Below are 23403 nucleotides of genomic sequence, written 5' to 3'. Positions count from 1 at the left end.
CTGGACTGGTTCCGGACCTCAGAGTGACATGCCGCAGGCCACTCACACCAGGAGCACGCATTGTCCGATCCCCTTCCTGACCCGTCCTCCCTTCCTGACCCGTCCTCCCTTCCCCGCCCGTCCCGCCTTCCTCGCCGTCTCGTCCAGCTCTACGTGGGGCTCGTCCTGTACGGCGTGTCCATGGGGCTCCAGCTGCGCGCCACGCTCGGTCTCGACCCGTGGGACGCCTTTCACCAGGGCATCGCCGAGCACACCTCGCTGTCGATCGGCACGGTGACGATCGTCGTCGGCGCCGCCGCGCTGCTGCTGTGGATCCCGCTGCGCCAGCGGCCGGGGCTGGGCACGGTGTCGAACGTGCTGGTGATCGGAGTGACGGTGGACGCCACCCTGTGGCTGATACCGGAGCCGGACGCCCTGGCGGTGCGGATTCCGATGCTGGTCTTCGCGATCGTGCTGTGCGGCGCGGCCACCGGGCTCTACATCTCGGCCCGGTTCGGTCCGGGCCCGCGGGACGGGCTGATGACGGGCCTGCACCGGCGCACCGGGTGGTCGATCCGGCTGGTGCGGACCGGGATCGAGCTGGCGGTGCTGGCCACCGGCTTCGCCCTGGGCGGCTCCGTGGGGGTGGGTACGGTGCTGTTCGCGCTGGCCATCGGGCCGCTGTCGCAGTTCTTCCTGCGCGTTTTCGCGATTCCCGCACCGGCCGGGACGGGCTCCGGGATCGTGGCGCGGGGCGGCGTCGAACCCCAGGTCCAGGACCTGATTTAGAGCTGACGCGGTCGGGGCGGTAGTGTACGCCCTCGGCCTACCAGGCGGACCGTTACTGCGCGCTAAAGTACCAGAAACGCTGGGTGACATCTGCTGCCAGATGTGACAAACCGGGCGCCGGTGGGTAGAACAACGGGGCGGCACGACGGGCGACGCATGTCCCAATACGGGAATCTTCACCGCCGACCGGACGTTGACCGGATGACGACGACAGCGACACCTGTCCTGTGGGCGACAAGCCCGGGAGGCACGATTCATGAGTGAGCGAGCTCTTCGCGGCACGCGACTCGTGGTGACCAGCTACGAGACCGACCGCGGCATCGATCTGGCCCCGCGCCAGGCGGTGGAGTACGCATGCCAGAATGGCCATCGATTCGAGATGCCGTTCTCGGTAGAGGCGGAGATCCCGCCGGAGTGGGAGTGCAAGGCGTGCGGCGCCATGGCACTCCTGGTGGACGGCGACGGACCTGAGGAGAAGAAGGGCAAGCCCGCGCGCACGCACTGGGACATGCTCATGGAGCGGCGCACCCGCGAGGAGCTCGAGGAGGTGCTGGCCGAGCGGCTGGCGGTCCTGCGCTCCGGTGCCATGAACATCGCCGTGCATCCGCGGGACACCCGTAAGTCTGCCTGATTCCGAGCGGCAGCACTGAGGTAACGAGGGCCGGGGCCACTGCTTGAGCAGTGGCCCCGGCCCTTGTCCTCGTTGAGCGCGGACGTGGCTGTCAGCCCCCGGCCCCGGTCACTCAGCTCCCGTCACAGCCCCGGGCTCAGCCCCGGTCGCGCGGTCGCAGTCCCGGTCCCGGCTCGCCTTCGCCGCCCCGGTTCCGGTCCCGGTCCTGGTCGTTCCCGTCCCGGATCACCTCGCCCTGAATGACCGTGCCCTGCCCCGGGCGCTCCCGCCCGTCCCGGCGCTCCCATTGCTCACGGGCCTGCTGGAAGGGGTCGGACGGCGATCCGGGGACGAACCCCATGCGGCGCGACAGCGCGCTCTCCGCGCGGCGCCGCAGCAGCGCCTGGGTCGGCGGGAACAGGCACAGCAGCGCGGCCGCGTCCGAGATCAGTCCCGGCACCATCAGCAGCAGCCCGCCGAGCATCGTGAAGGAGCTCCCGGGCCGCGCCGAGGGCTCCCCGGTGCCCGGCCGTATCGACCCGGCCAGGCTCTGCCAGGCCTGGCGGCCGCCGCGCTTGACGACGGCGGCGCCCACCACCGCGCCCGCGACCAGCAGCAGGAAGACGGTCACCCCGCCGGCCGCGTCCGCCACCAGGGTCAGCAGCCAGATCTCCACGACCAGCCAGGCGGCGATCCCCAGCGGTACGAAGGTGCGGGCGCGTGAGCGCTTCGGGCGGGTCGGGTCGCTCTGCTGCGATGCGCCGGTCATCATGCCTCCAAGTGTGCCCGGGTCCGTGCGCTGTCCGGAGCCCGGGGCCGTGCGGCCAAGGGGATCTCACGGGTTCCAACGTCCGACGGGTCCCAGAGGGTCCGACGCGGGCCAGAAAGGCCGGATGAGGCGGATGGGCCGGGGAAGCCGGGTAGGCCGGATGGATTCGGCGGGGAATCGGCGGCGGCGGTCGCGGGTACCCGCCGCCGCGGAGGTGTCGAGCGGAGGTGTCGCATGGCGGCTGTGCTGGAGGTACTCGTGTGGTGGGCGGCGCTGACCGGCCTCTGGCTGGTGCTGATCAGCACCGTGGACCCCTTGGAGGTCCTGGTGGGCGCGGCCGCCGCGCTGGCCGCCGCCCTCCTCGCCCGCGCCGGGCGCCGGGCGGTGGCGGACCGGTGAGCGCCTCCGACGGCTGGCTGGCGGCGGCGCTGGTGCCGCTGCTCGCGCTCGTGCCGGTGCTGTGGCGGATCGCCCACGGCTCGGCGCAGGACCGGCTGGTCGGCCAGAACCTCACCGCACTGCTGGCCGGGCTGGCGCTGCTGCTGGCCGCGCAGGGCTTCGGCCGCTCCTCGTACACGGATGTGGCGCTGGTGGTCAGCGTGCTGGGGCCCACCGGAACGCTGATCTACGCCCGCTTCCTCGACGTCCTGCCCGATTCGCGGCTGGTGCGGTGGACGGCGCTGGTGGGGGTGCCCGCGACCGTGCTGCCGCTGTGCGTGGCGACCGGGCCCGGCCGGGCGATGGCGAAGCTGCTGCTGATCGGCGCGCTGCTGATCGCGGGCAGCGTGGTGACCAGCGCGCGCGGCGGAAACGGGGGCACCACGACATGACCGAGGTGCTGATCGTCGTGGCGCTGCTGCTGGTCGCGGGCGCCGCCACCGCCGCCGTGCTCAACCGGGACCCGGTGCGGCAGGCGCTGGTGCTGTCCTTCCTCGGGCTCGCGCTGGCCCTGCTGTTCACCTTCCTCCAGGCGCCGGACGTCGCGCTCTCGCAGCTCGCCGTCGGCTCCGCGGTGACGCCCCTGATGATCCTGCTGACCGTGCGCAAGGTGCGGCGCCGCTCGGGGAACGGCCGCGGCGGGGACGAGACGACGGCGGGCCGTGAGCGATGAGCGCACGGCTCAGGCTGTGGGTCTTCCTGGTGGGCGCCGCCGGGTTCGCCGCGCTGTTCGCCGTCGCCTGCTTCGGCCTGCCGTCGTTCGGCAGCGGCTACCACCCGTACGGTGTGCGGGCCGTGCACGCCGCCCTGGGCCATCACACGGCCAATGTCATCGCGTCCGTCAACTTCGATCTGCGCGCCTTCGACACGCTCGGCGAGGAGACCATCCTCTTCGCCGCCGTGCTCGGTGCCGTGGTGCTGCTCCGCCAGACCCAGGACGAGCACCGCACGACCCCCGAGCCCGCCGTGGTGCACCCCCGGGTGCGCCGGTTCGCGCTGCTGACGCTGCCGCTCGCGCTGCTGGTGGGCCTGTATGTGATCGCGCACGGCCAGATCAGTCCGGGCGGTGGTTTCCAGGGCGGGGTGGTCGCCGCCACGGCGCTGCACCTGCTCTACGTCGCCGCCGACTACCGGGCCCTGGAGCGCGTCCGGCCGCTGGCCCTGTACGAGGTCGGGGAGGCGGTCGGCGAGGCGGCCTATGTCGTCACCGGGCTCGCGGCCGTCCTCGCGGGGTCGGCGTTCCTGGCGAACGTCCTTCCCTTCGGCACCTTCGCGACCCTGTCCTCGGGCGGCACGGTGCCCGTGCTCAACGCGGCCGTCGGCCTGGAGGTGGCCAGCGGGGTCGTGGTCCTGCTGGCCCGGTTCCTGGACCAGGCGGTGGAAATCGAGGAGCCCGGGGAAGGCGAGGAGGACGCGCAGGACACCGGAGACACCGGAAACGGCGACGCGGACGACAGAGACGACGCAGACGACGGAGACGACGGAGACGACGGAGACGACGAGAGGGAGCGAGCGTGACGGTCCTGCCGTACCTGGTCGCCGGATGGATCTTTCTGATCGGTGTGTACGGGCTGGTGACCAGCCGGGACCTCATCCATGCCGTGGGATGCCTGGCCGTCACCCAGTCCTCCACCTATGTGCTGCTGCTCGCCGTCGGCTACCGGCACGGCGGCACCGCCCCGGTCTTCGCCGACACGCCCACCGACAGCCGGGTGGTCGACCCGGTCGTCCAGGCGCTCGCCCTCACCGACATCGTGGTCGGCGCGACGGTCACCGCGCTGCTGCTCGCGCTCGTCGTCCAGCTGCGCAAACGCCATGGCACGGTCGATCCGGACGCCCTGTCCGAGCTGAAGGGCTGAGCCGGTGGACAGCGCGCGGCTGCTGCCGCTGGTGGTGGCGGTGCCGCTGCTGGGCGCGGCGGTGCTGGTGGCCGCCGGACGGCGGCTCCCCCGGCTCGTCTCCGACCTCCTGGGCTGCGCCTTCGCCGCCGCCACCGCCGTGGCGGCGCTGCTGGTGCTGGTCCGGGCCGGTCATGCCGGGCCGGGGGCGTATCCGGTGGAGTGGGTGGGCGGCTGGCGGCCGGTGGGCGGCAGCGGAGTGGGCATCGTGCTGGTCGGCGATCCGCTGGGGGCCGGGCTCGCGGCGCTGGTCTCGCTGCTCGTCGTCGCCGTCCTGATCTACTCCTGGCGCTACTTCGAGGAGCCGCCGCGCCGGCACACCGGCTCCTTCCCCGCGCTGATCCTGGTGTTCCAGGCGGGCATGTGCGGTTTCGCGCTGACCGGCGACCTGTTCAACGCCTTCGTCTTCTTCGAGCTGATGGGCGTGGCGGCCTACGCGCTGACCGGCTTCCGGGTCGAGGAGCCGAAACCGCTCCAGGGCGCGCTGGCCTTCGGGGTGGTGAACTCCCTCGGCGGCTACGCCACCTTGCTGGGCATCACGCTGCTGTACGCGCGCACCGGGGAGCTGGGGTTCGCCCAGATCGGGCGGAGGCTTGACGCGGGCGGGCCGGACGGGCTGGTGCTCGCCGCGTTCGTGCTGGTGACGACCGGTCTGCTGGTGAAGGCGGCCGCCGTTCCGTTCCACTTCTGGCTGCCCGACGCGCACGCGGTCGCCCCGACGCCGGTGTGCATGCTGCTGTCGGGGGTGATGGTGGAGCTCGGCGTCTACGGGGTCGCCCGGGTCTACTGGACGGTCTTCGCCGGGCCCGGGGGGCTCGGCCACCCCGCGTTCACCCGCGCCCTGCTGGTGCTGGGCGTCCTCACGGCGCTGCTGGGGGCGGCGATGTGCTGGCAGCAGCGCCATCTGAAGCGGCTGCTGGCGTTCTCGACCGTGGCCCATACCGGGCTGTTCCTGATCGGCGTGGCCGTACTGACCCCCGAGGGGGTGTCGGGCACCGCGCTGTACGTCCTCGGCCACGCGGGCGTGAAGGCGGCCCTCTTCGCCTGTGTCGGGGTGCTGCTGGACCGGTACGCGACCGTCGACGAGCACGAGCTGTTCGGCCGGGCCCGGGAACTCCCGGTGGTCGGCGCCCTGTTCGCGGTGGGCGGTCTGGCCCTGTGCGGGCTGCCGCCGTTCGGCTCCGGTCTGGGCAAGGCCGTCGCCGAGGAGGCCGCGGGACACACCGCCGGATGGCTGCCCGCGCTCTACGTCCTGGTGTCGGCGGTGACCGGGGGCGCGGTGCTCCGCGCCGGGCTGCGGATCTTCGCCGGAGCGGGCCGGCGCCCCCGGGACCAAGAGGGTGAACCGGAGACCACCGGCGAGGAGGAGCCCGAGACCGGCCGCCGCCTCGGGCGCATCCCGGTGCCCCTGGTGGCGGTGCCCGCCGCGCTGCTGGCCGCGTCGCTGGCCGTCGGGGCGGTCCCGGCCGTCGCCTCCGCGATGGGCCGGGCCGGGGCGCTGTTCACCGACACCGGCGGCTACCGGCGGACGGTCCTCGACGCACGGGCCGCGGCCGCCCCGGCGCTCCCGCCACCGCACTGGCAGCCGACCGGGATCGTGCTGGGGCTGCTCTCCACGGCCCTCGCCATCGCCCTCGCCACACTGGCGGTACGGCGGCCGGCCCGCGACGGGACGGCCGCGCTGCTCGCGCCCGTACGGCGGCTGCAGTCCGGGCACATCGGCGACTACGTCGCCTGGCTGGTCGCCGGGACGGCGCTGCTCACGGTGCTGACCGTCCCGGGGATCCGCTGAGCCGCGCTCAGCGGCGTCCGCCTCACGTGCGGACCTCGAGGGACCTAGGGCGTGTTTCGAAAGTCCCGCCTGCCCCGCGACGCCTGGCACGCGCGCTCGCCGCGTTGTCGGGATCGTCCAAGTAGGCCCACTACGAGGACGACCCTCCGCCTTGCGATCACACGCACCAGACGCCGCGGGGCCCGCCCTCCGGGCGGACGGCGCTACTTTCGAAACACGCCCTAGGAGTCCTTGCGGCCCAGCATCTTGTTGACCCGCGTGCCCACGCCCCAGGACATGACCCGCCAGGCCGCCTCCGTGACGATGTCGCGGCTCATCTTGCTCTCACCGCGCTCGCGTTCGATGAAGGTGACCGGGACCTCGATGACGTGGAAGCCCGCCTTGACGGCGCGCCAGGCCAGGTCGATCTGGAAGCAGTAGCCCTGGGAGGCGACCTCGTCCATGCCGATGCCCTCGAGCGTCTCCTTGCGGAACGCGCGGTAGCCGGCCGTCATGTCGCGGATCGGCACATCGAGGAGCAGGCGGGAGTAGGTGCTGCCGCCGCGGGAGATGAACTCGCGGGACTTGGGCCAGTTGACGATGCGGCCGCCGGGCACCCAGCGGGAACCGATCACCAGATCCGCGCCCTTGAGCGCGGTGAGCAGCCGGGGCAGCTCCTCGGGCTGGTGGGAGCCGTCGGCGTCCATCTCCACCAGTACGCCGTAGCCGTGCTCGATCCCCCAGCGGAAGCCGGCCAGATAGGCGGCGCCGAGGCCCTCCTTGCCCTTGCGGTGCAACACCTTGACGTGGTCGTCCTCGGCAGCCAGCTCATCGGCGACCTTGCCCGTGCCGTCCGGGCTGTTGTCGTCCGCGACGAGGATGTGCGCGTCCGGAACCGACTCCCGGACCCGCGCGACGATCGGCTTGAGGTTCTCCGCCTCGTTGTAGGTCGGGATGATCACCAAGGTCGTACCGAGCGGACCGTACTTCCGCCGCCCGCCGTCGTCCTGACTCTCGCTGCTACGGCGCGGCTCGTCGGCCTTGGCACTCGACTCCTCAGCCTTGGTGCTTGGCTCGTCGGCCTCGGTGCTCGGCTGGTCGGCCTCGCGTGCGTCGCTCACGGCGTCGGATTGTTCGCTTCTCCGCCCGCGAGGCGAATCGTCACGGTCGTTGCTCCGGCGCGGCTGGTCGGCCTCGCGTGCGTCGCTCACGGCTACTGCCCCTTCTAGTCCGTACGTCCCCGACGGCCGATCATGATCGCGGCCGCGCAGGACAGAACGCCCACCATAGCGAGCACCCACTCAGGGATCGCACCGACGCGGTCGGCCAGGGTCTTGCCGTCACGCAGCGGGATGCGCGCGGTGAGCACATCTTGCGTGAATTCTTTCGTCCGCTGCTCGATCGTGCCATCCGGGGAGACCACCGCGCTGATCCCACTGGTGGCCGCGGTGATCACCGGACGGCCGTGTTCGATCGCCCTCAGCTTGGACATGACCAGCTGCTGCTCGGGCTGGCCGCTGCGCCCGTACGTGGCGTTGTTGGTCTGGACGACGATCGCCCGAGCGCCCGCGTTGACCGTGTCGCGGACGATCTCGTCGTACGCGACCTCGAAGCAGATCACATCGCCGAGCCGGGCCGGGCCGACCTTCAGCACCCCGGTGTGGTCGCCGGGGTAGAAGTCGCGGGGCACCCGCTGGAGCCGGGTGATGATCTTGCTGAGCTGCTGGCGGAAGGGGACGTACTCGCCGAAGGGCACCGGGTGCTGCTTGGTGTACGAGGCGCCGGGGCCGGTCTCGGGGTCCCAGACGATGCCCTGGTTCTCCACGTAGCCCTGCTTGGTCGGATGGTCGACCAGGGCTCCGACCAGCACCGGAACGCCGATCGCCTTGACAGCCTCGTCGATCCGGGCGTAGGCCTCGCGGTACTGGTAGGGGTCGAGGTCGGAGGCGTTTTCCGGCCATATGACGAGATCGGGCTTGGCGATCCGGCCGGCCTTGACGTCCTTCGCCAGGTCCAGGGTCGCCTTCACATGGTTGTTGAGGATCATCATGGGGCGGCCCAGGAAGTCCATTCCGGCCTGCTGCACATTGCCCTGGACCACGGCGATGTCGACCGAGTCGGCGGCGGCGGTGGGGATGGGCACCGCGAATCCGGCCGCCGTCACGGCGGCGGCGACGGCCACCGCCCCGGCGGCGGGCAGGGCGCCGCGCGGTGAGAGGCCCCCGGTGCCGCGCAGCCGCCACAGGACGAGGGCGGCGGAGGCGAGCGCCCCGCCCGTCAGCGCGACGGCGAAGGTGACCAGCGGGGCGCCGCCCAGCGCGGCGAGCGGGGTGTAGGGCGACCCGGTGTTGGCGAAGGCCAGCCGGCCCCAGGGGAAGCCGCCGAAGGGCGCCCGGTCGCGGGCCCACTCCTCGGTGACCCACAGACAGGCCGTCCACAGCGGCCACAGGGCCGGTACCGGCAGCCGGGAGACCAGGGCCAGGCCGGCCCCCATCAGCGCGAGGAAGGCCGCCTCGATGGCGGACAGGCCCACCACCGCGTCCCAGCCCACGACGCTGAGCCATTTCAGCAGCAGCAGGAAGAACGGCAGCCCGAAGGCGAAGCCCGTCCAGGCGCCCTGGCGGGCCGTGCGGCCGCGGGTGAGCAGGGCCAGGGCGGCGACGGCCACCAGGGACAGCGGCCACACCCCGAACGGCGGGAAGGCGAAGCCGAGCGCGAGCCCGCTGACCGCCGCGAGCGCGCTGCGCCGCGCCTCGCGGCGGGCGAGCCGGCCCAGACGGCGCAGCCGGCCGGGCCGGCGCTCCCCGGCGACCGGCCCGGACACGGGCGCGGACGCCGCCGTCCCCGTCCCGGTCTCGGTCTCCCCGGCGGCACCGCTCTCGGCGGCGCCGCCGGTGGGCGGCACGGCGGCGGAACCGGTCCGCTGACCCGGTCTGTCTGCGCCCGGCCCGGTGGGGGCGGCTTCGGCGGTGGTGTCGGAACCCGATGGCACGGTGCGGCCTTCCTGCAAGGTCGTGCTGTGGTGAGCTGACCGTATAACGCGGGTGCGCGGAAGTGCTCCGGAGGTGCGGAATGTGGCCCCGAGGTACGGAACGTCCCGGCCCTGGCGGGGGTTCCCCGCCCGGCGGCGGTGCCGCCCCCGCGCCGGGGGCGGTCCGCCGTGTGCGCGTGCGGATGGGGGCCCGACGCCCTTCGGGCCGGCCTGGGACCCGCTGGCTGCGGGTCGACCGAGAGCCGTTGTCTACTGAGCGTCCGGGCCCCTCCCGGGTCGCACCTGCCGACCCGGCGATCCCTCCCTCGCCCCCGTGCGCTGGACCTGGCTCCCAGTGGTGGCGCGCCGCGGCGGCGCGTCTCCCTCTGGCCCAGCGGCGTTCGACGACTGCGTGAAGATTCCCCGGTCGGGCGTCCTGTGGTGGACGCAGCCGAACCTACCGGCCACCGACCGCACCCTGTCAACAGCCGCATGACCTGCGCCGTTTCCTCAAATGACCAGGTCAGTACGGACAGTGTTCAGATGCCACGACAGGCCGGGGGCTCATCGTTCGGCGTACGGCGTGCCCGCGCGTCACTCGTCCGGACGGAGATGGACGGTGCGTCCGCCCACCACCGTGCGCACGCACACGGGCAGTTGGCCGCCGGGGGTGAGATCGGGCAGGCCGGGGGTGCCCGAGCGCGGATCGGTCGACCACCCGGCGACCCGGGTGTCGGGCACCTGCACGATCAGCTCACCGGTCCGCCAGATCGCGTAGTCGGCGGGCGCGCCGGGCGCCAGGACGCCCGCGTCGTCCCGCCCGATGGCCCGCCAGCCGCCGCGGGTGTGGGCGGTGAAGGCGGCGCGGACGGAGATCCGGTGCTCGGGGGTGCGGTGGAAGGCGGCGGCGCGCACGGTGCCCCAGGGGTCGAGCGGGGTGACGGGGCTGTCGGAGCCGAGCGCCAGGGGCACACCGGCGCGCAGCATCGCCGCGTAGGGGTTGAGGGTGCGGGCCCGCTCGGGGCCGAGCCGCTGGGCGTACATGCCGTCCGTACCGCCCCAGAGGGCGTCGAAGGCGGGCTGGACGGACGCGGTGAGGCCGAGTTCGGCGAAGGCCGCGATGGTCTCGGGGGTGAGCATCTCGGCGTGTTCGACGCGGTGCCGAGCGGCCCGGACGCGGGTGAGGCCGACCTTGTCGGCGGCGGCCCGTACGCCCTCCACGACGGCCGTGACGGCGGCGTCGCCGATGGCGTGGAAACCGGCCTGGATCCCGGCCTCGGTGCAGGCGATGACATGCGCGGCGACGGCCGCCGCGTCCAGATGGGCGGTGCCGGTGTGCGGCGTGTCGGCGTACGGCTGGTGGAGACAGGCCGTGTGGGAGCCGAGCGCCCCGTCCACGAAGAGGTCGCCCGCCGCGCCGATGGCGCCGAGCTCGCGCACCTTGTCCAGGTCGGCGGCGCTGCTCGCGGCCTCGGCCCAGTAGCCGTACACCCGCGGCCCCGGCTCCTCGGCGGCGAGCCGCAGCAGCCCGGTGAGGTCGTCCTCGGAGGAGATGTCCGGCCCTGCGCACTCGTGGACGGTGCCGATGCCCAGCGAGGCGGCGCGGGCGAGGGCGGCCCGCTGGGCCTCGGCGCGCTGCCGCTCGGTGAGGCCCGCGTGGGCGGCGGCCCGCACCGCGTGGTGGGCGGCGCCGGTCAGCGGCGTGTCGGGGTGGTAGCCGGCCAGCTCGGACACGCCGGGGACGAGGTCGAGCGTCGCGGTGGTGACGACGGCGGAGTGCACATCGATGCGGGTGAGGTACAGGGGGCGGCCGCCGGTCGCCGCGTCGAGTTCGGCACGGGAGGGCGGACGTCCCTCGGGCCAGCGGGCGGCGTCCCAGCCGTGGCCGAGCAGCACCCGGTCGGCGGGGCGGGCGGCGGCGTGGGCGCGCACCCGCTCCAGCGCGTCGGCGAGCGTACGGGCGCCCGTGAGATCGAGCCCGGTGAGGGCGAGCCCGGTCGCGGTGGTGTGCACATGCGCATCGGTGAAGGCGGGCGTCACCAGCGCCCCGTCCAGCTGGATGACCTCGTCCACGCCGTCGGCGAAGCTGTCCGCGGCCCCTTCGGAGCCGACCCAGGCGATGGTGCCGCGCTCGACGACCATCGCGGTCGCGAACGGATCGGCGGGGCTGTGGACCTCGCCTCCGCGCAGCAGGACGGTGCGGGCTTCGGGGGCCTGGGCGGGGGTCGGGTCGTTCACGGCGGGCTGCCTCGGTGGGGGTGCGAGAGTAAGGGGGCGGGAGGTGTTCAGATGCGCGGCGGGCGCGCCTCGTAGGGCGTGGAGAGGACCACGGTGGTGCGGGTGGAGACCCCGGCCAGTGAGCGGATCCGGCTGAGCAGGTGCTCCAGCTCCAGCGGGGTGGCGACGCGCACCTTGAGAATGTAGTTCTCATCGCCCGCGACGCTGTGGCACGCCTCGATCTCGGGCACCTCGGCGAGCCGCTCGGAGATGTCGTCGGGCGCGCTGGGGTCGAAGGGTTTGACCGAGATGAACGCGGTGAGGGGGAGCCCGACCGCCTCGGGGTCCACGACGGCGGCGTAGCCGCGGATCACGCCCCGCTGTTCGAGGCGGCGAACCCGCTGGTGCACGGCCGATGTGGACAGGCCGGTGGCCTTGCCCAGGTCCGTGTAGCTCATCCGCCCGTCCTTGACGAGCAGCTCCACGATCTGTCTGTCCAACTCCTCCACAGCCGATCACCTTATGTGGTCGGGGGCGCTCCGGCACAGCCGGTGGGCGCGGCCGGCACAGGCTCCTCATGGACCGCATCCGCACCGCGTCCGCACCGCATCTGCATCGGGCATGTGACGAACGCCACATATCCTCATGGGTGTCCTATGAGTTGCGGCGATTACCTATGCGGCCGCGAGGGAAATGCTTGCTGTGGTCGAGGACGACGTGCCTGGCCGGCCCACACGAGGGGGAAACTCATGCCTCATCTTGAGCGCCTCGACGCAGGCGACATCGACACCGACGAGAACAACGACACCTATGAGATGTTCCGGGTGATCTGCCCGGACTGCACGCGCCCCATCGCGCTCCTCGCCAACGAGGACGTCCTTCCGGAGCACGCGCTGTGCTCCTCCCCGTGGGACCCGTTCGGCCTCACGGTCTGCGCCGGTACCGGCCGCCGGGTCACCGACGCCACCCCCGCCGACGCGTCGCTGGACGCCTATGAGCGGGACGCCGCGCTGCTGCTGACGCTTCCGGAGGGTCTGGACTGGCGGATGCAGCCGTTCTCGCACCTCGGCGGCCCCGGCTCCCGGCCGGTCCGTTTCCCGGTGACGCGGCGCTAGGAACACGGCGGGGGCGCCGATCGCGCCCCCTGCACGACTCACTCACGCGCCACCCGCTCATGCGCTACGCGCCCATGCGCTGCTCGCCCATGCGCCGGCAGCCCGGCTCTGCGGCTCGGGGCCCACGAGCATGCGGGCGATGACGCCCCGCCGCACCTGATGGGCGGCCTCTTGGCACCCTCCACTATCCGGGCGACCTCGACTTCGCGCATAACGCGCCCGACCTGGAGGTCCGCCGGGTAGCCGTATCCGCCGAGCAGTTGACCGGCGTCGGTGGCGATCCGCAGCGCGGTGCCCGTACGAGGCGCGCCCGGCCTCGATCCGGGTGGGCATGCCGGCGGGCATGGAACGCAGCCCCTGGACGCCGGCCCTCGGCCGGCCGTACTGCCGCCGCCGCGCGGGGTACGCGAGCGCTTCACCCGGCTGCCGCCTGGGCGAAGCGGACGACGTAGGTCCCGCGACGTCCCGACGGTCCGCGCCGACAGCGACAGAGTGATCAGGAACCCCTGATTCTTGTCGCCGATGCGGCGGGCGCCGGGGCTCCACGCCTTGTCGAGGGGGATTCGGACGGTCGGCGAACCGGCCGTGCCCCACGGTGCCCGCGCCGCCCGGCATCGCCAAGAAGTACGCGGCCGGTCGTTCCTTGCCGCCGCAGCGGGCGCGAGCGCGGCAGGCCAGGGTGCGGGCGCCGAGGCCGACGGCCGGCCGGGCCGCGGCGAACCCCCGGGTGGAGAGACCCCGCACGGCCGGTCGCCGCCGCCGACGGTGCCGCGGCGGCGTACGCCGGGGTGCGGCGGAACCGCCGACGATCCCCCGCGCGCACTCCCCGATGACGCGCATGCGGAGCAAATTGGCCCAGACCATTGACCCTACTGGTCTAGTCCTTCTACCGTTTCCCCACCCTGTCCTGCGCGTTCATGTCAAGCTTTGGGCAGGTCGTCGGGCAGTTCACTCTCCCCTCACCCCCCACCGAGGAGATTCCATGCTCAGACCACGCAGACTGTTCGCCGCGCTCGCGGCGACCTGTACGGCGGTCGTGACCGCCACTCTGCTCGCGGGCTCGGCCGCCGCCGGTGAACCCCAGAGCGTCGGAACACCCACAGCCGCGTCCCAGGCCGCCGGGACCCCCACCACGAAGGCCGCCGGTGACAAGGTCGTCGGCTACTTCACCGAATGGGGCATCTACCAGCGGAACTACCACGTCAAGAACATCGAGACCTCGGGCTCGGCCGCCAAGCTCACCCACATCAACTACGCCTTCGGCAATGTCACCGGCGGCAAGTGCGCCATCGGCGACTCCTACGCCGACTACGACAAGGCGTACGACGCGGCGAGCAGCGTCGACGGCCAGGCCGACACCTGGGACGCGGGTGCGCTGCGCGGCAACTTCAACCAGCTGCGCAAGCTGAAGAAGCTCCACCCGAACCTCAAGGTACTGTGGTCGTTCGGCGGCTGGACCTGGTCCTCCGGGTTCGCCGAGGCCGCCAAGAACCCCGCGGCGTTCGCCCAGTCCTGCTACGACCTGGTCGAGGACTCGCGCTGGGCGGATGTCTTCGACGGCATCGACATCGACTGGGAGTACCCCAACGCCTGCGGCAACACCTGCGACAGCAGCGGTAAGGACGCCTTCAAGAACCTGATGGCCGCGCTGCGTGCCAAGTTCGGCTCGTCCAACCTGGTGACCGCCGCGATCACGGCCGACGCCTCCTCCGGTGGCAAGATCGACGCCGCCGACTACGCGGGCGCCGCGCAGTACGTCGACTGGTACAACCCGATGACGTACGACTTCTTCGGTGCCTGGGCCGCACAGGGCCCCACCGCCCCGCACTCGCCGCTCACCTCCTATGACGGCATTCCGCAGGACGGCTTCAACACCGACGCCGCCATCCAGAAGCTCAAGGGCCTGGGCGTCCCGGCCTCGAAGCTGCTGCTGGGCATAGGCTTCTACGGACGCGGCTGGAGCGGCGTCAGCCAGGACGCCCCCGGCGGCACGGCGACCGGCGCCGCGCCCGGCACCTACGAGGCGGGCATCGAGGACTACAAGGTCCTCAAGAACTCCTGCCCGGCGACCGGCACGGTCGCGGGGACGGCCTACGCCCACTGCGGCAACCAGTGGTGGAGCTACGACACCCCCTCCACCATCGCCGGGAAGATGACCTACAAGCAGCAGCAGGGCCTGGGCGGCACCTTCTTCTGGGAGCTCAGTGGCGACACCTCCAACGGTGAGCTGATCAAGTCCATCAGCTGACCCCATAGATCCCTCGCCGACGCGGGCGGGGAGCCATCACCGGCTCCCCGCCCGCGTTGTCGTGCGCACCGGGCGCGTTGTGCGGGCGCGGCGGGCGGTCGTCCGGGGTCCCGTCGTCAAGGGTTCAGCCGACCGGTCGTCAAGGGTTCAAGCGTTGCGCGAGGGGGCGCGAGGAGCGTAGGCGGAGGAGATCCCTCGCGCCGCACCCCGGGTGAACGCGCGCCGTCCGGGGCGCGTACCCGAACGCGGCTTGTTCTGACTATTGCGGGGCATCCGCCCCACAAGGAAATCTGAGCGCAGGGGCGGCCCGCACCGCCCCTGTACGTGAACCAAAGGAACGATCATGAGCACCGAGCAGTGCCCGAGCTGCGGCGGCCAACTCGCCGTCAACCAGGACGGGTGGAAGATCTGCCACTCCTGCGGCTATGCCTCCCCGCCCGGTGTCATGCCCGCCCCCGCCCCGTCCGCCCACCCCTGACCGGCCGCAGCCGGCCGGCCGACTCCCCCGCCCCCTCCGTACCGCTGAATGAGGCACCGTGGTCAATCCCTGGCTGGCGATGGCGTCCGGCACCGACCCGGCGGAGCGCACCCGTGCCGTGCGCCGCGCCCATGAGGCGTTTCTGACCGAGGGGGCGGTGGGCCCCGCCGTGCGCCCGGTGGTGGCGGAATCCTGGCGGCGCTCGGCGCACGCACGGGTCGCCCAGGAGTGCAAGGCGCCGATCGATCTGGCGGACGGCGCGCTGGACGCGTACCGGGCGGACCATCCGCTGGCCCGGGTGATGCCCCTGTTCCGGGAGCTGCTGGGCGGCATCGCCTACGACGGGGCCCATCTGCTCGCGGTCTGCGACGAACAGGGCCGGCTGCTGTGGGTGGAGGGGCACGCGGGCGTACGGAACCGGGCCGAGCGGATGAACTTCGTGGCCGGGGCGCGCTGGGACGAGCGCCATGCCGGCACCAACGCGCCCGGGACGGCGCTCACCGTCGACCACGCGGTGCAGATCTTCGCCACCGAGCACTTCAACCGCACGGTGCAGCCGTGGACCTGCGCCGCGGCCCCCGTCCACGATCCGCACACCGGGCGGCTGCTGGGCGCGGTGGACATCACCGGCGGGGACCATCTGGCCGCCCCGCACAGCCTGGCCCTGGTGCAGGCGACCGCCCGCGCCGCCGAGGCCCAACTGGCCGCTGAGCGGCCGCGGGCGCGCGAGCCGCGGATCTGCCTGACGGCGCTGGGCCGGGACGAGGCCGTGCTGGTGGCCGACGGACGGCGGCTGCGGCTGGGGCGGCGGCACAGCGAGATCATGGTGCTGCTGGCCGGCCATCCGGAGGGGCTGTCCGGCGACCGGCTGACGCTCGAGCTGTACGGGCCCCGGGCCGACGACCGGTCCCCGGTGACGCTGCGGGCCGAGCTGTCGCGGCTGCGCCGGCTGGTGGGCCCGCTGCTGGGCTCGCGCCCGTACCGGCTCTGCGCACCGGTGCGGACCGATCTTGGGGCCGCGGCCGACGCGCTGGCCGCCGGTGACGTGTCCACCGCACTGCGGACGTATCCGGGGCCGCTGCTGCCGCTGTCGGAGGCGCCCGGGGTGTGCCGGATGCGGCAGGTGCTGGAGGACGGGCTGCGGCGTGCCGTGCTGTCCCACGGCGATCCCGAACTGCTGCGGCACTGGGCGCAGACGCCGTGGGGCGAGGACGATCTGGAGGTCGCGGAGGCGCTGCTGACCGCGCTTCCGGCGGATGCGCCGGGGCGGGCGGGGCCGGCGGCGCGGGTGCGGCGGCTGCGGGAGCTGTACGGGCTGCCGGGCGAGGCCGGGTACCCGGACGGCGGCCGGTACGCCGATGGCGCCCGGTACGCCGACGGCGGCCGGTACGCGCGCCCCGCCTCCCGTGACGCAACGTCCGCGCAACGTGGCCGCGCCTAGCCTCACCGTCGGCTCCGGCCGCATGGGCGCGGGCGGAGCCCGGGACGCGTCCGCACGACGCGCCCGGCAACCGGAACACCGGATCCATCACGCGTGACACCACGGGAGGCCGCCCCATGACGCGTTTCGCAAGCCCCGGCTCCGAGGGATCGGTCGTCAGCTACCAGCCGCGCTACGACCACTGGATCGGCGGGGAGTACGTGCCGCCCGCCCAGGGCCGCTATTTCGAGAACCCGACCCCCGTCAACGGGCAGCCGTTCACGGAGATCGCCCGGGGTACCGCCGAGGACGTCGAGCGGGCCCTGGACGCCGCCCACGCGGCCGCACCCGCCTGGGGCCGCACCGCGCCCGCGGAACGCGCCTCGGTGCTGCTGCGGATCGCCGACCGGATGGAGCAGAACCTGGAGGCGCTCGCGGTCGCGGAGAGCTGGGAGAACGGCAAGCCGGTACGGGAGACGCTGGCCGCCGACATCCCGCTGGCCATCGACCACTTCCGCTATTTCGCGGGGGCGATCCGGGCCCAGGAGGGCAGTCTCTCCGAGCTCGACCACGACACGGTCGCGTACCACTTCCACGAGCCGCTGGGCGTGGTCGCCCAGATCATCCCGTGGAACTTCCCCATCCTGATGGCCACCTGGAAGCTCGCCCCGGCGCTGGCCGCGGGCAACGCGGTGGTCCTGAAACCGGCCGAGCAGACGCCCGCCTCGATCCACGTCTGGATGAACCTGGTGGCCGATCTGCTGCCCCCGGGTGTGGTCAACATCGTCAACGGCTTCGGCGTGGAGGCCGGGAAGCCGCTGGCGTCCAGCTCCCGGGTGGCCAAGGTCGCCTTCACCGGGGAGACCACGACCGGCCGGCTGATCATGCAGTACGCGAGCGAGAACCTGATCCCGGTCACCCTGGAGCTCGGCGGCAAGAGCCCGAACATCTTCTTCGACGACGTCTCGGCCACCGACGACGACTTCCTGGACAAGGCGCTGGAAGGCTTCACCATGTTCGCCCTCAACCAGGGCGAGGTGTGCACCTGCCCCTCGCGGGCGCTGGTCCAGGGCGGCCACTACGAGGCGTTCATGGACGCGGCCGTGGCCCGTACGGAGAAGATCACGCAGGGGCATCCGCTGGACACCGACACCATGATCGGCGCTCAGGCCTCCAACGACCAGCTCGAGAAGATCCTTTCGTACCTGGACATCGGCCGGCAGGAGGGCGCCCGCGTCCTCACCGGCGGCAGCCGCGCCGAACTCGGCGGTGAGCTGGAGGGCGGCTACTACGTCCAGCCCACGATCTTCGAGGGCGGCAACCACATGCGGGTCTTCCAGGAGGAGATCTTCGGGCCGGTGGTGGCGGTGGCCCGGTTCACCGACCTCGCCGACGCGATCGGGATCGCCAACGACACGCTCTACGGGCTGGGCGCGGGCGTGTGGACCCGGGACGGCACGACCGCGTACCGCGCCGGACGCGCCATCCAGGCGGGCCGGGTGTGGACCAACTGCTACCACGCCTATCCGGCGCACGCCGCCTTCGGCGGCTACAAGCAGTCCGGGATCGGCCGCGAGACCCACAAGATGATGCTGGACCACTACCAGCAGACGAAGAACCTGCTGGTGTCGTACTCGCCGAAGAAGCTGGGTTTCTTCTAGACGCGCAGAAAAGGGCGCCTGACCAGGACGGATGTCCGGCAGGCGCCCTTTTTGAGCGCACCGTCCACACCGTGAGTCGCACGCCGTCCGCCTGATAGCGGGAAGACGCATCCCCACCCGCGGTGGTTCACCTCGGGCCCGGCCTCGCGAAGAACACTGTGGATCTCCCTAGGGCGCTACCTCATCCTTTGACGTCCTCCGGATGATCAGCGTAATTTCTCCGCTGAAGTTGCTATTGCCTGGCTGTTTTTCAGCAGGTGAACCCCGCCCGCCCGTTATGCGCCGCACACAGGGCGTGCCCGGTTGGACGACGATGTGGAGATGGGTGACGGTGAATTCCCGATCGGACACGATCGCCGTATTCGGTGCGGGGGTCATGGGGCGCAGCATCACCGCACTGGCACTGGGCCGCGGGGTGGATGTCGTCCTGGTCGACGTCTCGGACGACATACTCCAGAAGGCCCGGACGGAAATCGCCCAGCAGATGCGGCACGGGCAGTTCATGGGCGCCTTCCCCGACGGGCAGGCGGCCGGAACGCTGACCACGACGCTGTCCGGCACGGACGCGGCGGACGCCGGTGTCGTGATCGAGGCGATCACCGAGGACGCCTCGCTCAAGGCGCGGATCATGGCGGAGATCTCCGGCATGCTCCCCGCCGGAATCCCGGTGATCACCAACACCTCGGGCATCCCCGTCGCCGAGCTGGCGAAGTCGGTGCGACGCCCCGAGGACCTGGCCGGGGCGCACTTCATGAATCCGGCCTATCTCATTGAGATGGTCGAGGTCATCCGTGGTCCGCAGACCGGCGACGAGACCATGGCCGCGGTCCGGTCCGCCCTGGAGCGGCTGGGGAAGAAGACGGTCGTCGTGCGCGATGCGCCGGGGTTCGTCACCAGCAGGCTGCTGCATCCCATGATCAATGAAGCGGTGAGGATCGTGGCCGAGGGCGTCGCGAGCGTCGAGTCCGTGGACCGGCTGATGCACGGATGCCTCGGTCACCCCACCGGTCCGCTGCGCACCGCCGATCTGATCGGGCTGGACAATCTCGCGGACGCTCTTCGGCTGCTGGCCGAGCGGACCGGGAATTCCACCTTCGAGCCCTGTGAACTTCTCCTGGAGAAGGTGCGCCGCGGCGATCTGGGGCGCAAGACGGGGCGGGGTTTCTATGACTATGGAAAGGTGCTTTCGTGAATATGGACCAGCCGATCACCGCCGAGGGGATCGAGCAGGCGATTACGGCGTTCGTCTCGGAGCGGGTCAAGGCGGAGGTCCCTGCCGACCAGGATCTCTTCGCCTCGGGGCTGGTGTCGTCGATGTTCGCGATGGAGCTCGTCGTCCATCTGGAGCAGGAGTTCTCCGTGCAGATCCTGGGGGACGATCTGAAGCGGGACAACTTCCGCACCATTGCGGGCATGACCGCCCTGGTGGGGCGTCTGCTCGGCGCCGGGCACACCGCCGATGCCTGAGCCGCTCGCCGGTGCGCGCGAACTCGTCGACGATCTCGTCGGTGACCGGGCCGCGGAGTGGGACCGGAACGGTCTGATCCCCGACGACGTTCTGCGGACACTGGCCGCCCGCGGCCTGCTGTGTGCGGGAGTGCCGGAGACCTTCGGCGGACTCGCGGCGAGCAGCGCCGCGAACGGTGAGTTCACCGCCCATGTCGGCAGCCGGTGCAGTTCGCTGCGGAGCGTGATGACCTCGCAGGGCATGGCCGCGTGGACCATCCAGCGCCTGGGCAGTCCGCAACAGCACGCCCAGTACCTGCCGAAGCTCGCCGGTGGCCGGCTCGCCGCCGTCGCGTTCAGCGAACCGGAGGCGGGCAGCGATCTGTCGGCGATGACCACGACCATCGAACCGGACGGTGACACCGTCGTCGTCCGCGGACAGAAGGTCTGGACCACCGCGGCCCATTACGCCGATCTGATCGTCGTCGTCGGACGCCATGGTTCCGGGGCGGCCGCCGTCGTGGTGCCCGTGTCGACCCCGGGCGTCACCGTCCGCAGGGTCCCGCGTCCGTCCGGCTGCCGGGCGGCCGGACACGCGGATGTACACCTCGACGATGTGCGGCTGCCCGCCACCGCGGTGCTCGGCGGCGGGCAGCCGCTGATGCTCCTGGTGACCAGCGCGCTGGCGTACGGACGCCTCTCGGTCGCCTGGGGCTGCGTGGGAATCCTGCGGGCCTGTCTCGACGCCGCCCGTGGCCACGCCCGCGTCCGGCGGCAGTTCGGAAAGCCGCTCGCCGAACACCAGCTGGTCGGCCGCCACCTGGCGAATCTGCTGACCTCCGAGCAGATCGCCACCCGGGTGTGTGAACACGCCAGCCGGTGCTGGGACAGCGGCTCCCCCGACATGGTCGTCGCCGGGGTCCTGGCCAAGCAGGTGAGCGCGGTCCAGGCCGCGCAGGGCGCCGCCGCGGCCGTACAGGTCCTGGGCTCGGCCGCCGCGCACGAGGGCCATGTGGTCGAGCGCGCCTACCGCGACGCGAAGCTCATGGAGCTCATCGAGGGCAGTACCGAGATCTGCCAGCTGATCCTCGCCGACCACGCCGTGTCGATGCCGGCGTCATGACCCAAGGAAGCGCTGTGGCCCAACCGCCCCCGATCGTGAAGTGCCTGGTGTGGGACCTCGACAACACCCTGTGGCAGGGCACGCTGCTGGAGGACGGGAAGGTGACGCTCGCCGCCCCGGTGCGGGAGCTCATCGCCGAACTGGACGGCCGGGGCATCCTCCAGTCGGTTGCCAGCAAGAACGACCACGACCAGGCGTGGCAGCAGCTGGTGGAGCTGGGCGTGGCCGAGTACTTCGTGTTGCCGCGCATCGGCTGGGGCCCGAAGTCCGATGCGGTGCGAGAGATCGCCGCCGAGCTCAACTTCGCGCTCGACACGATCGCTTTCGTCGATGACCAGCCGGCGGAGCTGGCGGAGGTCCGGTTCCATCTGCCGGAGGTGCGCTGCTACGCCGCCGAGCGGCTGCCCGAGTTCTCCACCCTGCCGGAATTCAGCCCGGCGACGGTGACGGTGGACGCGCGCCGCCGTCGGCAGATGTACCAGGCCGGGTTCCAGCGGAAGGCGGCCGAGGCGGAGTTCCAGGGGCCGAGCGATGACTTCCTGCGCTCGCTGGACCTGGTGATGGACATCGAGCGCGCCACCGAGGAACAGCTGTCCCGGGTGGAGGAGCTGACGCTGCGCACCAGTCAGATGAACGCGACCGGAGTGCACTACTCCCTGGCGGACCTGCGCACGCTGCTGGCCGATCCACGCCACGAGGTGCTGGTGACCATGCTCACCGACCGGTTCGGACCGCATGGCGCGGTCGGTCTCGAACTGCTGGAGAAGCACCCAGGGGTCTGGAATCTGAAGCTGCTGGCCACGTCGTGCCGCGTGGTGTCGTTCGGCGCCGGTTCGGTGATCCTCGGCTGGCTCGTCGACCAGGCCGCACACGCGGGCGTCCACCTGGTGGCGGACTTCCGGCGGACGGAGCGCAACCGGATGATGGACATCGCCTACCGGTTCGCCGGTTTCACCGATGAACCGTGTGACTGCCGGGCCGGGCTGCCCGCACCCGCGCACCAGGACATCCGGCGGCTGCATCTGGTTCCGGAGCCGCAGGCCCCGTCGCCCACGATGAAGCTGAACGCCGTCAGTCTCCAGGGCGCCTGAGCCCTCCTCATGGCGTCGGGAAGCACCGCCTCCCGACGCCATGGGGTCGTTCAGCTGACCACCCTCGGGATGAACGCGGCGTGGGACCCGTCGGAGAAGCGGCGCAGTTCGATGCCGTACACCTCGGCGGGGTGCAGCTGCTGACCGAGGAATGCGATCACCCGGTTGAATTCGGGCGGAAATCGGCTGGCCACAATGGCCATGCGGAGCCTGCCGAGGGCCAGATTCGCCTCGATCGTACGCAGGAACGAACCCGCGTCGATGGGATACCCCATCTCCGCCAGCAACTGCTCTCCGGTGCTGTCCTGCAATTGGGCGGTGTACTCGAGCGACCGCTGGAGTATGTGGACCGGCCAGTGCCGCGCCCCGCTGCCCGCGTAGTCGAGGATTTTGGCGAGGGCGCTGTGCGCGTTCCACGTGTCGTGTGGTTCCACCACTTCCACGAGTATCGGGACACCCGAGGAATCGGCGAAGAGGTGGGTGGCGCTGAAGGAATAGCCGTCCGTGTCCGGCATGACGTCCGTGGAGTTCCTGCGGATCAGCAGGAGCGAGGAGTTGGAGCCGGGCGCGTTCACCGTGGACAGCAGGTCCGGGTAACGGACGAGGATCTCGTGAAGTGGCAGTTCGGGGCTGGCCGACGACGGGGTGAGCTGGGAGAGTCCGGTGTCGTTCTGCAAGACGATCCGCTGGTTCCAGGTCTCGGAGCCCGCCTGCGTGAGCGGCTCCCGCGGGCGTGCGTGTCTGCCGGAGGTCAGCTGTCCCGGGTCGGCCGGCAGCAGCGCGGGACGCTCCATCCAGGGGTCGATCGGCACCAGACAGGAGTTCAGGATGAACGCCAGGGTCTTGTACGTTCCGGCCAGGGCCAGCAGTTCGAGGATCTGCTCCTCGCTGTAGCGCTCGGCCAGCCGCTTCCATGTGCCGTCCGACACCGCTGACTTGGTGTGGAGCTCGTCGACCGCCTGGAGCAGAGTGGCTTCGAACGGCGTCCAGTCGGCGGTGTCCTCCGAGGCGACTCGGGCGATCTCCGTCTCGTTCAGCCCGACGAACAGCCCCGCGGCGTGGTGGTGCGCCCAGACGTACGAGGCCTGTGAACGCCACGCCGTCCGCAGGATGACGAGTTCGCGTTCGCGGGCCGGCAGGACGTCGCCCGCCACATGCGACATCAGCGGCTGCATCGCGGGCAGCAGCGTCGGGTGGTTGGCGATGGTCCGGTGGACGTTCGGCGGGGGCCGGTCCGCGAGGAGCCCGTTGAGTGACTGGCCGATCTCCTGGGCGTAGACCTGGCCCGCGGGTGTGACGGCGAAGTCGTCCGCGTCCTGCGGATCGATCCTGGGCCGCATTCTCTCACCTTCGTGAATTGTGTTGGCGCGTCGACGTCT

General features: G+C 71.9%; 24 protein-coding genes. 17 read left to right on the top strand and 7 right to left on the bottom strand.

The genetic code is table 11. The features are described from left to right. The first annotated feature begins 60 nt into the window (after positions 1–60). Together yczE and PS467_RS34600 are read left to right on the top strand one after the other, a co-directional pair. Positions 61–768, top strand: coding sequence for a membrane protein YczE (yczE, locus tag PS467_RS34605; protein WP_432280678.1), 708 nt, complete (start codon positions 61–63; stop codon positions 766–768). A gap of 256 nt (positions 769–1024) precedes the next feature. Further along, positions 1025–1399, top strand: coding sequence for an RNA polymerase-binding protein RbpA (locus PS467_RS34600; RefSeq protein WP_014056358.1), 375 nt, complete (start codon positions 1025–1027; stop codon positions 1397–1399). Positions 1400–1535: 136 nt separating this feature from the next. Here the strand turns inward: PS467_RS34600 and fxsA are convergent, their stop codons facing one another. Then, positions 1536–2147: an FxsA family membrane protein gene (gene fxsA, locus PS467_RS34595; protein ID WP_311040048.1), complete on the bottom strand. Its 612-nt coding sequence runs from the start codon at positions 2145–2147 to the stop codon at positions 1536–1538. A 234-nt stretch (positions 2148–2381) separates the two neighbouring features. On the opposite strand from fxsA, the gene PS467_RS34590 reads away from it, so the two are divergent. Genes PS467_RS34590 through PS467_RS34565 form a run of 6 tightly spaced genes read left to right on the top strand, consistent with a single transcriptional unit; the run spans position 2382 to position 6275 of the window. Next, on the top strand, positions 2382–2546 hold the full coding sequence (locus tag PS467_RS34590; RefSeq protein ID WP_268975624.1) for a hypothetical protein: 165 nt from the start codon (positions 2382–2384) through the stop codon (positions 2544–2546). Then, positions 2543–2977, top strand: a complete 435-nt coding sequence (locus tag PS467_RS34585) for an MrpF/PhaF family protein (protein ID WP_311038507.1) — start codon at positions 2543–2545, stop codon at positions 2975–2977. Before PS467_RS34590 ends, PS467_RS34585 begins: the two co-directional genes overlap by 4 nt. Beyond that, complete coding sequence (locus PS467_RS34580; RefSeq protein ID WP_268975622.1) at positions 2974–3258, top strand: DUF4040 domain-containing protein; 285 nt, start codon at positions 2974–2976, stop codon at positions 3256–3258. The genes PS467_RS34585 and PS467_RS34580 overlap by 4 nt, the downstream gene beginning before the upstream one ends. Beyond that, the gene (locus PS467_RS34575) at positions 3255–4103 is read left to right on the top strand and encodes an MnhB domain-containing protein (protein ID WP_311038506.1); all 849 of its coding nucleotides are present in this window, start codon (positions 3255–3257) and stop codon (positions 4101–4103) included. The genes PS467_RS34580 and PS467_RS34575 overlap by 4 nt, the downstream gene beginning before the upstream one ends. After that, on the top strand, positions 4100–4444 hold the full coding sequence (locus PS467_RS34570) for a sodium:proton antiporter (protein WP_268975620.1): 345 nt from the start codon (positions 4100–4102) through the stop codon (positions 4442–4444). The genes PS467_RS34575 and PS467_RS34570 overlap by 4 nt, the downstream gene beginning before the upstream one ends. A 4-nt stretch (positions 4445–4448) precedes the next feature. Further along, positions 4449–6275: a complex I subunit 5 family protein gene (locus PS467_RS34565; RefSeq protein ID WP_311038505.1), complete on the top strand. Its 1827-nt coding sequence runs from the start codon at positions 4449–4451 to the stop codon at positions 6273–6275. A 221-nt stretch (positions 6276–6496) separates the two neighbouring features. On the opposite strand, the gene PS467_RS34560 is transcribed toward PS467_RS34565, so the two are convergent. From PS467_RS34560 to PS467_RS34545, 4 genes are all read right to left on the bottom strand, one after another. Further along, entirely contained in the window at positions 6497–7219 is a 723-nt protein-coding gene (locus PS467_RS34560; RefSeq protein WP_268977218.1) for a polyprenol monophosphomannose synthase, read from the bottom strand. Positions 7220–7479: 260 nt separating this feature from the next. Then, a complete protein-coding gene (lnt, locus tag PS467_RS34555; protein ID WP_311038504.1) occupies positions 7480–9246 on the bottom strand; it encodes an apolipoprotein N-acyltransferase in 1767 nt (588 codons plus the stop codon). 573 nt (positions 9247–9819) lie between these two features. Beyond that, a complete protein-coding gene (locus PS467_RS34550) occupies positions 9820–11463 on the bottom strand; it encodes an amidohydrolase (protein WP_432280677.1) in 1644 nt (547 codons plus the stop codon). 47 nt (positions 11464–11510) lie between these two features. Continuing rightward, positions 11511–11951 (bottom strand): Lrp/AsnC family transcriptional regulator, encoded by a 441-nt coding sequence (locus PS467_RS34545; RefSeq protein ID WP_030838994.1) that lies wholly within the window; start codon positions 11949–11951, stop codon positions 11511–11513. A gap of 240 nt (positions 11952–12191) precedes the next feature. Here PS467_RS34545 and PS467_RS34540 point away from each other — a divergent pair, with 240 nt between their 5' ends. Then, entirely contained in the window at positions 12192–12557 is a 366-nt protein-coding gene (locus PS467_RS34540) for a hypothetical protein (protein WP_268975617.1), read from the top strand. A 38-nt stretch (positions 12558–12595) separates the two neighbouring features. Here the strand turns inward: PS467_RS34540 and PS467_RS42230 are convergent, their stop codons facing one another. Further along, the gene (locus PS467_RS42230; RefSeq protein WP_432280676.1) at positions 12596–12976 is read right to left on the bottom strand and encodes an acyl-CoA dehydrogenase family protein; all 381 of its coding nucleotides are present in this window, start codon (positions 12974–12976) and stop codon (positions 12596–12598) included. A gap of 563 nt (positions 12977–13539) precedes the next feature. On the opposite strand from PS467_RS42230, the gene PS467_RS34535 reads away from it, so the two are divergent. The 8 genes from PS467_RS34535 to PS467_RS34500 all read left to right on the top strand — a co-directional run bounded on the left by PS467_RS34535 (position 13540) and on the right by PS467_RS34500 (position 22024). After that, on the top strand, positions 13540–14805 hold the full coding sequence (locus tag PS467_RS34535) for a glycoside hydrolase family 18 protein (RefSeq protein WP_268975616.1): 1266 nt from the start codon (positions 13540–13542) through the stop codon (positions 14803–14805). Positions 14806–15148: 343 nt separating this feature from the next. Beyond that, on the top strand, positions 15149–15283 hold the full coding sequence (locus PS467_RS34530) for a hypothetical protein (RefSeq protein ID WP_268975615.1): 135 nt from the start codon (positions 15149–15151) through the stop codon (positions 15281–15283). Positions 15284–15341: 58 nt separating this feature from the next. Beyond that, positions 15342–16724, top strand: coding sequence for a GAF domain-containing protein (locus PS467_RS34525; RefSeq protein WP_311038503.1), 1383 nt, complete (start codon positions 15342–15344; stop codon positions 16722–16724). Positions 16725–16840: 116 nt separating this feature from the next. Next, a complete protein-coding gene (adh, locus tag PS467_RS34520) occupies positions 16841–18364 on the top strand; it encodes an aldehyde dehydrogenase (protein ID WP_311038502.1) in 1524 nt (507 codons plus the stop codon). Between the two features lie 313 nt (positions 18365–18677). Then, positions 18678–19556 carry a 3-hydroxyacyl-CoA dehydrogenase family protein gene (locus PS467_RS34515; RefSeq protein ID WP_311040046.1) on the top strand — a complete coding sequence of 293 codons (879 nt, stop codon included), beginning with the start codon at positions 18678–18680 and terminating at the stop codon, positions 19554–19556. A gap of 2 nt (positions 19557–19558) precedes the next feature. After that, on the top strand, positions 19559–19831 hold the full coding sequence (locus tag PS467_RS34510; RefSeq protein WP_311038501.1) for an acyl carrier protein: 273 nt from the start codon (positions 19559–19561) through the stop codon (positions 19829–19831). Next, positions 19824–20933, top strand: coding sequence for an acyl-CoA dehydrogenase family protein (locus tag PS467_RS34505; RefSeq protein ID WP_311038500.1), 1110 nt, complete (start codon positions 19824–19826; stop codon positions 20931–20933). Before PS467_RS34510 ends, PS467_RS34505 begins: the two co-directional genes overlap by 8 nt. Further along, positions 20930–22024 (top strand): HAD-IIIC family phosphatase, encoded by a 1095-nt coding sequence (locus PS467_RS34500; RefSeq protein WP_432280675.1) that lies wholly within the window; start codon positions 20930–20932, stop codon positions 22022–22024. The genes PS467_RS34505 and PS467_RS34500 overlap by 4 nt, the downstream gene beginning before the upstream one ends. A 50-nt stretch (positions 22025–22074) precedes the next feature. On the opposite strand, the gene PS467_RS34495 is transcribed toward PS467_RS34500, so the two are convergent. Beyond that, complete coding sequence (locus PS467_RS34495; RefSeq protein WP_311038498.1) at positions 22075–23364, bottom strand: carboxymuconolactone decarboxylase family protein; 1290 nt, start codon at positions 23362–23364, stop codon at positions 22075–22077. Positions 23365–23403 lie beyond the last annotated feature (39 nt).

Origin of the sequence: Streptomyces luomodiensis, from assembly GCF_031679605.1 — a bacterium.
Taxonomy (GTDB): domain Bacteria; phylum Actinomycetota; class Actinomycetes; order Streptomycetales; family Streptomycetaceae; genus Streptomyces; species Streptomyces luomodiensis.
The sequence above is the reverse complement of the archived record's forward strand: the minus strand, read 5'-3'. Positions and strand labels throughout refer to the sequence as shown.